Genomic DNA, 13,036 nt, shown 5'->3' on the forward strand with positions numbered 1-13,036 from the left:
TATTGCTATTATAGTTATTAGAGCAATAAAAGGTCTGTGATCTTAAATATTTATTGCTGCTTTCGCATGTATAGCCATCTCTGTCATTATACGTGCAAAAGCAGCAAATAGGTGTATCACCTTATAATTTTATTTATTCGAATGCACCCATGCGAAGCATGTTTACTTCAGATTCAGTTAAATATCTCCATCTGCCACGAGTAACATTTTTCTTGGTAAGACCAGCAAAATATACACGATCTAATTTTAATACCTGATATCCTAACTTTTCGAATATGCGACGTACAATACGATTTCTTCCTGAATGGATTTCGATTCCTACTTCGTCAAGAACGTCTTCTCCAACGTAAGCAATTGAATCGGCATGAATTTCACCATCATCAAGCATAATACCATCGGCAATGGCTTGCATATCTTCAATAGCTACTTCTCTATCCAGTTTTACTTGGTAAATTTTCTTCTTTACATACTTAGGATGCATTAGCTTAGAAGCTAAATCTCCATCATTAGTAAGCAATAGTACACCGGTAGTGTTTCTATCTAAACGACCTACGGGATAGATACGCTCAGGACAAGCTCCTTTTACTAAGTCCATAACAGTCTTTCTATTTTGAGGATCGTCTGAGGTTGTAACCGTATTTTTCGGTTTGTTTAGGAGTACATATACTTTACTTTCTAAACGTACCGGTTTGTCTTGGAAAGTTACACTGTCACCTCTTTTTACCTTAGCTCCCAGTTCCGAAATAAGTTCTCCATTAACTCTTACTACTCCGGCTGTGATGAATGAATCGGCTTCGCGTCGAGAACATACACCTGCATTGGCCAAGTATTTATTTAGACGGATTGGAGTTTCAGGATCTAGATTTTCTTTGTACTTAACAGGTTTAAATAGCTGTTTAGGTCCTTTACTTCTGTTTTGATCACTACCTCCCGATCTTTGATCTCTGTCATAAGGTCGGCGATTATTATCGCGTGATTGATTGTTGGGGCGATACGAACCTCCGCCACGTCTGTCATCGGAATTGTAATTGCTGCGTCTTTCTCCTGAATTGTAATTACTGCGTCTGTCGTCATTGTTATAACTACGTCTGTCATCAGAGTTGTAGTTGCTACGCCTGTCATCAGAATAATTACTTCTTCTTTCCCCCGAATTGTAATTGCTGCGTCTGTCGTCATTGTTATAGTTACTACGTCTGTCATCAGAGTTATTATCTCTGTTGATCACCGGGCGAGTATCTCCTACGCGAGGACGTTTTTTCTTCGCTTCACTCTGATTGTTCTTGTTGAGAGACGGCTTATTTGATGATGAGTAACCGTCTCGGCTTTCATTATCTCTGTCTGTAATCATCTGTAATAAGATTTAAATTTTAATAAATCAATTAATTATAATAACCTCGCGGCTATATTTGGGTTATACTCCAGTATATGTATGAGGCGTTATTTTTCTCAGCTCATCTTTTATATCTTCACTAACAGATAATCCGTTAATAAAATTAGATATGGATTGCATTGTAATTGCTTCGTTGGTACGAGTCAATTCTTTTAGCGCTTCGTAAGGTTTTGGATAACCTTCGCGACGTAATATCGTTTGTATTCCTTCGGCTACTACAGCCCAGTTTTTTTCAAGATCGTTATCTAAAGCATCTTTGTTTAAAAGTAATTTGCCTAATCCTTTTAATGTACTCTGAAGTGAAATGATTATATGTCCGATAGGAACTCCTACATTTCTTAGTACTGTAGAGTCAGTAAGATCTCTCTGTAAACGCGAGATGGGTAGTTTTGCGGACAAATGTTCCAATATTGCATTTGCTATACCTAAATTACCTTCGGCGTTTTCAAAATCAATAGGATTTACTTTATGAGGCATGGCTGATGAGCCGATTTCTCCTGCTTTAATTCTTTGTTTAAAGTATTCCATTGATATGTATTGCCAAAAGTCACGATTCAAATCAATTATGATTGTATTTATACGTTTCAATCCGTCAAAGATTGCAGCCATATTATCATAATTAGATATTTGTGTTGTGTACTCTTCTCTTACTAAGCCTAATTTATCAGATACAAATTTCGAGCCAAACTCTCTCCAATTATATTGAGGATAAGCTACTGTATGTGCATTGTAGTTACCTGTTGCGCCTCCGAATTTAGCAGAAAAAGGAATTGATTTTAATAAATCGACCTGATTTTTAAGACGGCTTACAAAAACCATAACTTCTTTCCCTAATCGGGTGGGAGATGCCGGTTGTCCGTGAGTCTTAGCTAACATCGATACCTCTTGCCATTCATCGGCTTTGCTTTGTAATAGATTAATCAATTCTTCTAATAGAGGATAATACGTATTATCCAATGCCTCTTTCAACGAAAGCGGGATAGATGTGTTGTTTATATCCTGAGAAGTAAGCCCGAAATGAATAAACTCTTTGTATTCGTCTAAATGCAGAAGATCAAATTTTTCTTTTATGAAATATTCTACAGCTTTTACATCATGGTTAGTGATACTCTCGATGTCTTTGATATGAGTTGCATCTTCTTCAGAGAAATCCGCAACTATTTTTCTTAATTCAGGAAAAATACTATGGCTAACATCTTTTAATTGGGGTAATGGAAGTTCGCACAATGCGATAAAGTATTCCACTTCAACTAATACACGGTATTTGATCAGTGCATATTCCGAGAAATAATTAGCTAATTCTTCGGTTTTGCTACGATAACGACCATCAATAGGACTAATGGCTGTTAGGGTATCTAATTTCATGATGGTTATTTGGGTTTAATTGTGTGATAACTCCTTTTTGATCTTCCTGAATACCTTACAAAGGTAATTATTAAATCAATTATCTGTAGTCAATTAGAAGAAAAAAATAGGATAAAATATATCATAATTGGTGAAAATACGATAATATGCTTATTTTTGATGAATATGTTTTATCATGTATTTAATACCGTATTATTAATTAAGTACGCAGAGTTATTTATTACTATGTCAATTAAAACAGCGATAAATAGTTCTGTACTCAAAATACATCATTAGATTTTTCTTTACTTATAATAACTTTTTATCTCTTTACTCTTTCTCTAAAGGTAAGGTTTTAAGATTCAATATATTCAAGATGCTTCAATTGTTTTTAAATCCAGATGTTATAGAAGCCGGTTGTGATGAAGCCGGACGTGGATGTTTAGCAGGCCCTGTATTTGCGGCAGCAGTTGTGCTTCCTCCCGATTTTAAATGCGAATTACTAAATGATTCGAAACAACTTAAAGAAAAAACAAGATACGATCTAAGAACCATTATCGAAGAGCAGGCACTGGCGTGGGCCGTAGGGATAGTTTCTCATACCGAAATAGACCAGATAAATATCTTAAATGCTTCTTTCTTAGCTATGCATAGGGCTGTTTCGGATTTAAAGATCGTGCCGGAACATTTGCTGATTGATGGAAATCGATTCAAAAAATATGAGAATACACCTCATACTTGCATCGTAAAAGGGGATGCTAAATTTCTGTCCATTGCTGCTGCATCTGTATTGGCTAAAACGTATCGAGATGATTTTATGATGCAATTAAATGACGAGTATCCTCAATATGGTTGGAGCCAAAATAAAGGCTATCCCACAGTAAAGCATCGACTAGCTATTGAACAATATGGGGTAACTCCTTACCACCGTTTGACTTTTAATTTGACAAATAAGCAGCTTAGTTTCGATTTTTAGATTCCTGATTTTAATGCAGTTTCCAAACTGTCGGCTAATTCATTTAAGAAGTAGAATGTACTCCTTTGGATATTTATTCTAAGCTCTTGTTGTGGTCCCGAAGCCAATGCCGATTGTGTTATAGTATCTTCTGCTTTCACACTTTTCTTGGTGTTATGCAATTTATAGGTAATTCCTTTAACTTCGAAGACACATTTACCATTCAAAATGAAGGTGTTGAGATGATAAGTCATTATAACTTTCTCTCTAACTTTATTTTCATTCTCAGGAAGAAGAAGCTCTATTTTTGACTTTACAATTATTTCTTTATTTGTGTTGTCATATCTTATGTTGGAAATTAAAGGATCCGAAGCATAACGTTCCTTACCCCATTCTTTAACAATCTGGAAGCTTTTGTTAGGATCAGCATTGTTAAGCGATATTTCTTTCATTAATACTACTTGGTTGTCAAATAGGGGAGCATATGTGAATTTATTATTTTGAAGTAAATCCTGTGCAAAACTATTACCTGATAGTAGTGTAAAAAGAAATACGAAGCAGATTGTTATAGTTTTTAGTCTAGTCATAATGTTTATTTGTTGAGTAATAATGAATTTTTATTATCCATGCTTTTGTAACTGCAAATGGATTTTAAACTCTAAAAAACAGATGGAATTACAAATAAGTTTGTGCTGTTCTTACAAATTTATGAAAAATAAAGTAGTTTAGATATGCTTTGTGTATTAAAAAAGAAAAAGGGAGAATAATTATTCTCCCTTTGCTATTAGATAGTTTTTTAATGTATTGGAGTACATTTCCAGAATCTTGGTTCTCAAGAATGGTATGTCTTTATTTTCGAGTTTAATTTTGTCAATTTGTTTTGCCAGATATTCTTTAAAATCGGCTTCTTGTTGATCTGTATAATACTCTTTATATTGGTTTGAATTTACCAATAGATCATTTGCGATGTAATTGCAAGGATAAAATTCGTAATTCAAATGAATTTCACGATCAATGATTCGAGCAACTGCTGATGTGCGCTCTTTCTTATCCAGTGAATCTATAGAGCCTAATTTATCATTGATTTCTTTTCCGAATCTGAAATGTATTTTCCCCTTAAAGCCTAGTAATCCGATCTCCATATTCCGAAGGTCGTCTATCTGTGCTTTCTTGTATTCAGGATTATCCCTTTTCAGTTGAAATTCCATCGCTTTCAAGTAGTCACAAGGATCATATTCGTAAGAAATTGATAAAGGTAGTATATTCAAGCTTTTGATTCTCTCCGTAAATCCACCTGACGGTGCAGATAATGCAAGCATTTTCAATACACTTTCTTGAGTTCTGTCATTAGAATCCTTGGCTCTGCCTTCTCTCTGAGCTAGCCAAACAGATTCTTTTTTATTGTTGATTACATAATGAATGTATTCAGACATGTGTGAAGATACTTCAAGCATTTGTCGAACAGAAACACCTCTTTTTACTAAAAAACTTTTATTGAGACGAACCAGCTTCTCGATCCAAGGATGGATAAGCAAGTTGTCACCTATTGCAATTTCAGTAGTTGCCAAGCCTTTTTCGTTGCGTAGGATGTTTAATAATCCCGCATCTAAAATTATATCCCGGTGATTAGATATAATTAAATGAGAGTTCTCATCTATGTTTTCCCATCCCGAACTGGTTATTCCTGATGATGTTTTATTTGCCAATGCCCATACTGTAGGGGCGATCATTTTTGATTGGAAATCAAACTTTGTATTGTACTTCAGCATTTCTGAAGAAAATTCATCCCAGTTTATATCAGGGATTATATACTTTACAGCATACATAAAGCCAGGGTCGACTAGTAACTCTTGGATAGCTTGCTTTACATCTTTGTCTTCTAAAGGGGCTATATCAACGAATTTATTATCGCTCATCATAAACTTTTTTGTATTTTTTGATATTCACATTCAATTATTTCGGTTAAGACATCAGTCATGCTTAAGCCGGCAGCCTTAACCTGTTGGGGTATAAAACTTGTAGTGGTCATTCCGGGTGTTGTATTTACTTCTAATAGATAAGGTGTATTGTCTGATATTATAAAGTCAGCTCTAATAATTCCTTTCGCTCCTACAAGATCGTATATCTTTGAAGTGAGCTGTTGAATTTCTAATGTTTTCTCCTCAGAAAGATCCGCAGGTGTTATTTCTTCAACTTCTCCCATGTATTTGGCATTGTAATCGAAAAATTCATTCTTCGTGATTACTTCTGTTATCGGAAAAACAACTTCATGGTCGCTTGTTTTATAACATCCGCAAGTAACTTCTCTTCCGCTAATAAAGCTTTCGATAATTACATCCGATGCTTCAGAAAAAGCAAAATCTATTGCTTCTTGCATTTTATCTATTCCCTTCACTTTGGTTGTTGCAAAACTAGAACCACCGGTGTTCGGTTTAATAAATATAGGGAACTTAAGAGCTTCGGCAATAGCATTAATGTCGTATTTTGAATCTTTGCTTAGATATACTGACTTGGCAACATTTAGTCCGAAGTTTTTCAGGAAATTATTGCATACAAACTTGTTGAAAGTTAAAGCCGAAGCCATCCAGTCGCAAGAAGAGTAGGGGATGTTCAGCATGTCAAAATAGCCTTGCAAACGTCCGTCTTCTCCGGGAGTGCCATGTATGGTTATGTAAGCAAAATCAATTTCTATTTTGGCAGAACCGAAAAATATACTGAAATCGTTTTTGTCAACAATATATTCTTTACCTTCAATTTCTGCTGTCCAACCCTTTTTGTCTATCTTAACTTTGTAGACATTATAACGGTTTTTGTCTAAGAACGAGTATATACCGTTCATGCTTTTTTCGGATACTACAATTTCAGAAGAATATCCTCCCCATATAATTGCAACATTTTTATTCATGGCAAGCGTTACTTATAAAATGTAGGGTCTCGGACCCTTTTATTAGTTTATAAAACTATAACATCTGCTGATAATTATAGTTTTTAATACGACATTTAATGCTTCTTTTTTATTTGATATCTTCCGATGTCCTTGGTTCTCAGAGTCAAACATCTCGATTTGATATATATCCTCTCCATTTTTCAATCATAAGAGTCATATCTTCAGGTAATGATGATTCAAATAGCATCTCCTCTCCTGTGCGGGGATGAATAAATCCTAGGGTTTTGGCATGTAGTGCTTGGCGTGAGCATAAATTGAAACAGTTTTGAACAAACTGTTTGTATTTTGTGAACGCAGTACCCTTTAATATAATGTTACCTCCATATCGCTCATCATTAAATAAAGTATGCCCGATATGTTTCATATGAACGCGTATTTGATGGGTGCGACCTGTTTCTAGGCGACACTTAACCAGGGTAACATAGCCCAATCTTTCCAGCACTTCGTAGTTGGTAACGGCAGGTTTGCCTAATTCGGGATCTTCAAAAACACTCATTTGTAGTCTGTCTCTGACATTTCTTCCAATGTTACCTTCGATACGACCCGAATCTTTTTCGATTGCCCCCCATACTAATGCGATATATTCGCGTTTGGTACTTTTGTCAAAAAATTGTTTTGATAAATGAGTTTTCGCCTCCGGGTTTTTAGCGATTACCAATAGACCCGACGTGTCTTTGTCTATACGATGTACCAAACCCAAACGAGGGTCTTTGGAGTCGTACCCTGCTGTATCTTTCAAGTGATAAGCTATTGCATTGACTAAGGTTCCGGTGTAGTTACCATGCCCTGGGTGTACAACTAATCCCGCTTGTTTATTGATAACCATTAGATCTTGATCCTCGTACACTATCTCTAGAGGGATATCTTCCGGAATTATTTCAATCTCGCGGCGGGGACGATCCATAACTATGGTTACGATATCGTTAGGCTTCACTTTGTAGTTCGATTTTACGGCAACGCCATTGACTAAAATGCAATTTACATCTGCTGCACTTTGTATTCTGTTTCGCGAAATTCCGTCTATACGTGTTGTGATGAATTTGTCAACACGCAACAGTCCTTGTCCTTTATCGGCTACAAACCGATAATGTTCAAATAATTCGGACGAGTTTTGTTCTTGATCCCCTTCGAGGAGATCGTCTATATCTTCAAGCTGATTAATCATTCGCTGAATGTTTCACTTCCTTCAATTTGTAAACTGTCGGCAGAAGTGTCGTTTGCATTCCCATTTCCTACTTTCAATGTAACAGTGGAGCCTTTAGGTATTCTCTGCCCGCCTTTAAGGGGAGAACCGTTATATTCAACGCCATATACTAAGTCTTGAAATTCAGATGGAACAGAAACTATATTTATTTGAGTTATTCCTAAAGCATTAAGAAGCGTTTCTGCTTGCCTCAAAGAGGCATCTTCCAGATCGGGTATAGCAACCAGAGGTTCGTTCTTAGCTTGTATAGTGAGGTAGATTGTTCGACCTTGTTTTACGCTCGATTTACCACTCGGAATTTGTTCCAGAATAGCTCCGGGAACACCATCCTTTTGGAATATGGAATCAACGACTTCATATCTGAGGTTTTTTGCTGAAATCATAGCCGCAGCATCTTCCACCTGTAGTCCTTTGAGATCAGGCACTTCTATTGCTTCGTTGTGGCGCGTGTATTGATTGATGAAAAAAAGTGTAATGCCAATAAGAATAATGGCAATGATTACCATTGCTGCAATATTTCTTATATATGTATTATTTATTATTTTTTTCAGAAAACTGTCTGTTTGTTTATCTTTTCCCATTCTATATATAAAATCACTTATTCCGAACTGCAAAAGTATTAAAAAAAAGAGATCTAAGTTATAGCTTTTGGTTTTTTTAGTAAACCAAAAGGATAATCTATCATTGTAGATTATCCTTTTAGTCATATCTAAATATATATGTATATATTATTCAGGTTTTGTGATAGGAATTTGACGTTTTACTCCTTGACTCAAAGAAATCATAGTTTCGGTTGCAACAACACCGGGTATTTCCTGTATTTTGTTGTTTAGCAATTCCATTAAATGCTCATTGTCTTTTGCATATAGCTTTACCAATATAGTATAAGGTCCTGTTGTGAAATGAGATTCTACCACTTCAGGTATTTTATCTAATTCAGGTATTACGGTTTTATACATCGAGCCTTTTTCTAATTTTACTCCAATGTATGTGCAGGTGTTATAGCCTAAAACTTTTGGGTTAATAATATAGCCTGATCCAACGATAACTTTCATTTCGATCATTCTTTGTACGCGTTGATGTATAGCAGCTCTTGATACACCACATTCTAGAGCAACATCTTTGAATGGAATTCTTGCATTCTGCGAAATAATTTCGAGAATCTTTTTGTCAAGTTTATCAATTTTTTCCATATTCTTTCTTTTTATTCTATTTATGTGTCAAATATAGTGGTATTTTTTTATCTATGTATTTTTTCTTGATAAAAAGTACCTCTTTACCTAACAAATTATTTAAAATAATACTGATTCTTATCTTGTATAATGTTAGCACTATACGAAGTGATAGATATAACTTAGAATATAGTACTGTTATTTCTCATCTTTTTCTTTATTTGATGTCTGTTGTTTTGGAATATTGATATTTTAATATATTTTTGCGCTCGATTTAACAGAATGAAGGATATTTTAAGAAAAATATTAGGATATTTGTATTTTACCTTAATGCAATAATTAGTTTCTGATAATTACACTTACTTACATTCTAAACACTAAAAAACAAATTAATTCAATGAAAAAAATTAAGATCTATGTTTCAGTACTTATGGTACTGGGTGCTTCGTTCGCCTTTACTTCATGTGTAGATGATAGCGAGTCGTCGAGTGTGAAAGAGGTACGCGAAGCCTATGCTAACCAGTTAAAAGCTCAGGCCGAATTATCCAAAGCTCAAATTGAAGCAAGTAAGATTAAAGCAGAAGCGGAAGCTCTTTTGATTCAAGCTCAAATTGATCAGGTTAAGAGTCAGACAAAGTTAAATGATGCAAACGCAGCTTTATTAATTGCTCAGACAGATGTTGAAAAGAAAAAAGCCGAGGCTGATCAATTAGTTGCAGCCGAAGAATTGAAAAGCATACAGGCTCGTGTTAAGCTTGAACTTGAGGAGTACAAGTATAAGCTTGAGCAAGTTCAGGTTGTGGCAGAGATCGAAATGCTAAAACTTCAAGCCGAATTGGATAAATCGAAGAATCAGCAAGACGAAGTTTTAAATAAAGCAATCAATGATTATAAGGTATATATCGGAGAAGTAAATTCGCTGAAAAAGTCATTAGCCAAAGCTGAATTGGATTTAGTATATCAAAAAGCGATTCTATCTGATTTGAAGACTGCAGCAGAGTCAAATACGGAAAGCAGTATTCGTCTTTATAATAATTGGATTATAAATACTGAATCACAAATTGCAAATGATAAAAAACTTATAGCTTCGTGGAATCAGATATTGACTAATATTGATGCTACTAAGTTAGAGAAAGAAATAGCAGAAAAAACAAAACAATATCAAGCTCTCTTAATTACTCAGGCCACTGTATATAAAAATTATACAACTGCTCGTGCCACATTTGAGAATGGAGTAAAAAAAGATCTTTTAGACTTTCAGTATTTGTTGGGAAAGTATTATACAGGGAATAATGCTATGCCTAATAATATGACTTATTATTCTTTGACTGAAATAAATACAACAATAGCCGAAGAAACAAAAAAGACCTCTAGTTATCAAGCTTTATTGGATGCAAATAATATAGCTATAAATAAATTAAAGGCTCAGACAGAGTCATTGTATGTTGCAAGAAATAAAACTAAAATAGAGTCTGATAATCTTTATACTGCTTATGAAGTAGCTCGTGATTTGTATTATAATAATTCGACTTCTGAGAATTATAATAAAATGAATGCTGCCTACGAAAAATATAGAATAGCAAACTCAGCTTACGACTCAGCCTATAATGCTTATTATAAGAATCAGAACTCAATTAGCAATTTAGAATATCAGAATTCAGATTTAAGCAGTTCTTTAAATTATGTAGCAAATGCATTGGCAAAGGCTAACAGGCAGAAGGCTGCATATGCTGGAGATGCTAATAAAGCAAAGGTATTAGCTGATGCTTATACTGCTGCGGAGAAAATTTATAATGCGGCGTATACAGTATATGTAACTAATGACAATGAAGTTCGTAGTATGTCTGATTACTTACAGCAGTTAAATACTATATATTATAGTGGAGATTTAATTTATCCCGGAGGTAATAGTGGTATTTGGACAAGCTCAATTGAGCAAGTGAAAAAAAGAATAAATGAACTTGAAAACAGAGTTTTGGATTCAGAAGCTGGCTTAGCTCAATATAAACGAGATATAACTAATGCAAAAGAATTGAATAAACGAGCAATTGCACAATTGGATCAAAATATCAAAAATGCAGAAGCTGAGATTACTGCTTTAAAAACTCTATTGCCTGTTGCTGAGAAACAAGCTAGCGATGCTAAAGCAATTATTGATGCACGTATGAAATAAATAAAAACAGAAGTTAATGATAAAAAGATTTAGTTCTATTATATTTCTATTTATGCTGGTGTGTGGTACGTCGGTAGCTCAGGATGATGCAGGTTTAGGACCGCAAAAAGGCGATGTAATGCTTTCCGTTAATTTTGGAGTAGGTTCTTATATCGGTATGTCGGCACCAAAACCTAATTTGTCGGAATATACACTATCTGCACCTATGTCGGGATGGTTCGATAAGAAACCGATTCTTGATGTAGAAGCTAAATGGTTTGTATCCAAAGATTGGGCATTAAAACTTTCCGGAGGTTTTACTTATAGTAATAATCCCGGATATAGTGAGGTTGTGGGTACGGGAAGCACCGAACCCGGTTCTGTGCCAACATATAAAGCAGTTCCTAATAGCGACAATATTCAATATGCCATTGGATTAGGAGCTAACCGCTATTATGAATCGATGAGCAATCGATTGTTTTTCTATTTTGGAGGCGAAACAGGCTTTGCTTATGGTAGAGTAACAGCTAAAGCTGATAGCGAAGAGTATATGGGGGCTTCTATAGCCGAGGCTTACGCTTTTCGTCTGGCTCCTGTATGCGGATTTGATTACTTCTTTGATCAACTGTTATTTGTAGGTGTGGATGTACGTCCGGTATCTTATCAATATACAGTATACAAAGAACGTCCTCAAGCCGGACTCGGAAATTTGTCTTCAGATAATCATACCATCTCGTTTATTTCTCAACCAATGATTAAGCTAGGTATCAAATTCTGAAAAGAGGACCTATAAATAATAAAAAGAGCCGAATCATTTGATTCGGCTCTTTTTTATGAAATTGATCGAAAGGATTATTTTTCGATGCTAACTAATTCGATATCGAATATAAGTGTTGAAAATGGAGCAATATTACCAGCTTGTTGTGCACCATAAGCTAGGTCATAAGGAATATATAGAGTCCATTTAGAACCGGCAGGCATTAATTGAAGAGCCTCTGTCCATCCTTTGATTACTTGACCAACGCCAAATACAACAGGATCTTTTCCTTCGTTAGTTTCAAATACAGTACCATCAATTAAAGATCCTTTGTAGAATACTTTAACGCGATCGCTGGCAGTTGGAATTGCACCTGTACCTTGTTTGATAACTTTGTATTGAAGACCGCTAGGAAGTGTTACAACACCTTCTTTAGTTTTGTTTTCTTCAAGGAATTTATTAGCAGCTTCGATTTGTGCTCCGTTTTGTTTTTTAAGTTCTTCTTCTTGCTTAGCTTGAGCTTTAGCTTGTGAAGCCATCATTTTAGCTTGAACTATTTCTGTTGCATTTTCAACAGATAGTTTTTCGTGTTTCAAAGAGTTAAGTAGACCTGCAAGTAAAGCAGCTTTATTAACTTGTGCAGAATCCAATACTTGATTTTGGAAATTTTCTGTCATTTGTTTCAATTGACCACCCACTTGAAGACCGTTGAAATATGCATCTTGATCTTTGTTTGTGCTGTTGAAGCTTTCGTTCAAACCTTTGATAAATTGAGCAAGATTTTTAGTATTTGCTTTGTTCAATGAGTCAATTTTTGAAACTAATGCTTTTTCAAGTTGAGCTTTTTTAGCTGGATCAGTTTCAGCAGCTATACGTTGACCTTCTACAGCTTTAAACATAGCTGTGTCTTGAATAACTCCTAGTTGAGATAGGTATTGGTTTAATCCACCTTCAGATAATTGAACTCCGTATGCATAAGAAAGAGTATCAACCTCAGTCTTTAGGTTCGCATTAGGAGTGCCGGCGCCTCCTTGACAAGAAACAGCCATTGTTCCAATAGCAGCAATTGCACTAAGTGCAAGGATTTGAAATTTTTTCATTTAAAAAAATAATTA

12 protein-coding genes are annotated in these 13,036 nt (G+C 35.0%); 3 read left to right on the forward strand and 9 right to left on the reverse strand.

Annotated features, from left to right (window positions below):
• Nucleotides 1-133: 133 nt before the first annotated feature.
• On the reverse strand, nucleotides 134-1,348 hold the full coding sequence (locus tag G7050_RS09510; protein WP_166114474.1) for a pseudouridine synthase: 1,215 nt from the start codon (nucleotides 1,346-1,348) through the stop codon (nucleotides 134-136).
• 63 nt (nucleotides 1,349-1,411) lie between these two features.
• Entirely contained in the window at nucleotides 1,412-2,755 is a 1,344-nt protein-coding gene (gene purB, locus G7050_RS09515) for an adenylosuccinate lyase (RefSeq protein WP_166114477.1), read from the reverse strand.
• A 355-nt stretch (nucleotides 2,756-3,110) separates the two neighbouring features.
• Between purB and G7050_RS09520 the strand changes: the two genes are divergently transcribed.
• Nucleotides 3,111-3,710, forward strand: coding sequence for a ribonuclease HII (locus tag G7050_RS09520; RefSeq protein WP_166114480.1), 600 nt, complete (start codon nucleotides 3,111-3,113; stop codon nucleotides 3,708-3,710).
• On the opposite strand, the gene G7050_RS09525 is transcribed toward G7050_RS09520, so the two are convergent.
• The 6 genes from G7050_RS09525 to G7050_RS09550 form a co-directional block, all read right to left on the reverse strand.
• Complete coding sequence (locus G7050_RS09525; RefSeq protein WP_166114483.1) at nucleotides 3,707-4,276, reverse strand: DUF4468 domain-containing protein; 570 nt, start codon at nucleotides 4,274-4,276, stop codon at nucleotides 3,707-3,709. The genes G7050_RS09520 and G7050_RS09525 overlap by 4 nt on opposite strands.
• Before the next feature lie 180 nt (nucleotides 4,277-4,456).
• Nucleotides 4,457-5,605 carry a 1-acyl-sn-glycerol-3-phosphate acyltransferase gene (locus tag G7050_RS09530; RefSeq protein WP_166117688.1) on the reverse strand — a complete coding sequence of 383 codons (1,149 nt, stop codon included), beginning with the start codon at nucleotides 5,603-5,605 and terminating at the stop codon, nucleotides 4,457-4,459.
• Complete coding sequence (locus G7050_RS09535; RefSeq protein ID WP_166114486.1) at nucleotides 5,605-6,594, reverse strand: D-alanine--D-alanine ligase; 990 nt, start codon at nucleotides 6,592-6,594, stop codon at nucleotides 5,605-5,607. Before G7050_RS09535 ends, G7050_RS09530 begins: the two co-directional genes overlap by 1 nt.
• Before the next feature lie 145 nt (nucleotides 6,595-6,739).
• Nucleotides 6,740-7,801 (reverse strand): RluA family pseudouridine synthase, encoded by a 1,062-nt coding sequence (locus G7050_RS09540; RefSeq protein WP_166114489.1) that lies wholly within the window; start codon nucleotides 7,799-7,801, stop codon nucleotides 6,740-6,742.
• Nucleotides 7,798-8,421 (reverse strand): PASTA domain-containing protein, encoded by a 624-nt coding sequence (locus G7050_RS09545; protein ID WP_166114492.1) that lies wholly within the window; start codon nucleotides 8,419-8,421, stop codon nucleotides 7,798-7,800. The genes G7050_RS09540 and G7050_RS09545 overlap by 4 nt, the downstream gene beginning before the upstream one ends.
• A gap of 147 nt (nucleotides 8,422-8,568) precedes the next feature.
• Nucleotides 8,569-9,033, reverse strand: a complete 465-nt coding sequence (locus G7050_RS09550) for an Lrp/AsnC family transcriptional regulator (protein WP_050709723.1) — start codon at nucleotides 9,031-9,033, stop codon at nucleotides 8,569-8,571.
• Nucleotides 9,034-9,409: 376 nt separating this feature from the next.
• On the opposite strand from G7050_RS09550, the gene G7050_RS09555 reads away from it, so the two are divergent.
• Together G7050_RS09555 and G7050_RS09560 are read left to right on the forward strand one after the other, a co-directional pair.
• Complete coding sequence (locus tag G7050_RS09555; protein ID WP_166114495.1) at nucleotides 9,410-11,185, forward strand: hypothetical protein; 1,776 nt, start codon at nucleotides 9,410-9,412, stop codon at nucleotides 11,183-11,185.
• Between the two features lie 16 nt (nucleotides 11,186-11,201).
• Nucleotides 11,202-11,942 carry a BT1926 family outer membrane beta-barrel protein gene (locus tag G7050_RS09560; protein ID WP_166114498.1) on the forward strand — a complete coding sequence of 247 codons (741 nt, stop codon included), beginning with the start codon at nucleotides 11,202-11,204 and terminating at the stop codon, nucleotides 11,940-11,942.
• Between the two features lie 74 nt (nucleotides 11,943-12,016).
• Here the strand turns inward: G7050_RS09560 and G7050_RS09565 are convergent, their stop codons facing one another.
• Nucleotides 12,017-13,021, reverse strand: coding sequence for an FKBP-type peptidyl-prolyl cis-trans isomerase (locus G7050_RS09565; protein ID WP_166114501.1), 1,005 nt, complete (start codon nucleotides 13,019-13,021; stop codon nucleotides 12,017-12,019).
• Between the last annotated feature and the right edge of the window lie 15 nt (nucleotides 13,022-13,036).

Origin of the sequence: Dysgonomonas sp. HDW5A (assembly GCF_011299555.1) — a bacterium.
Taxonomy (GTDB): domain Bacteria; phylum Bacteroidota; class Bacteroidia; order Bacteroidales; family Dysgonomonadaceae; genus Dysgonomonas_A.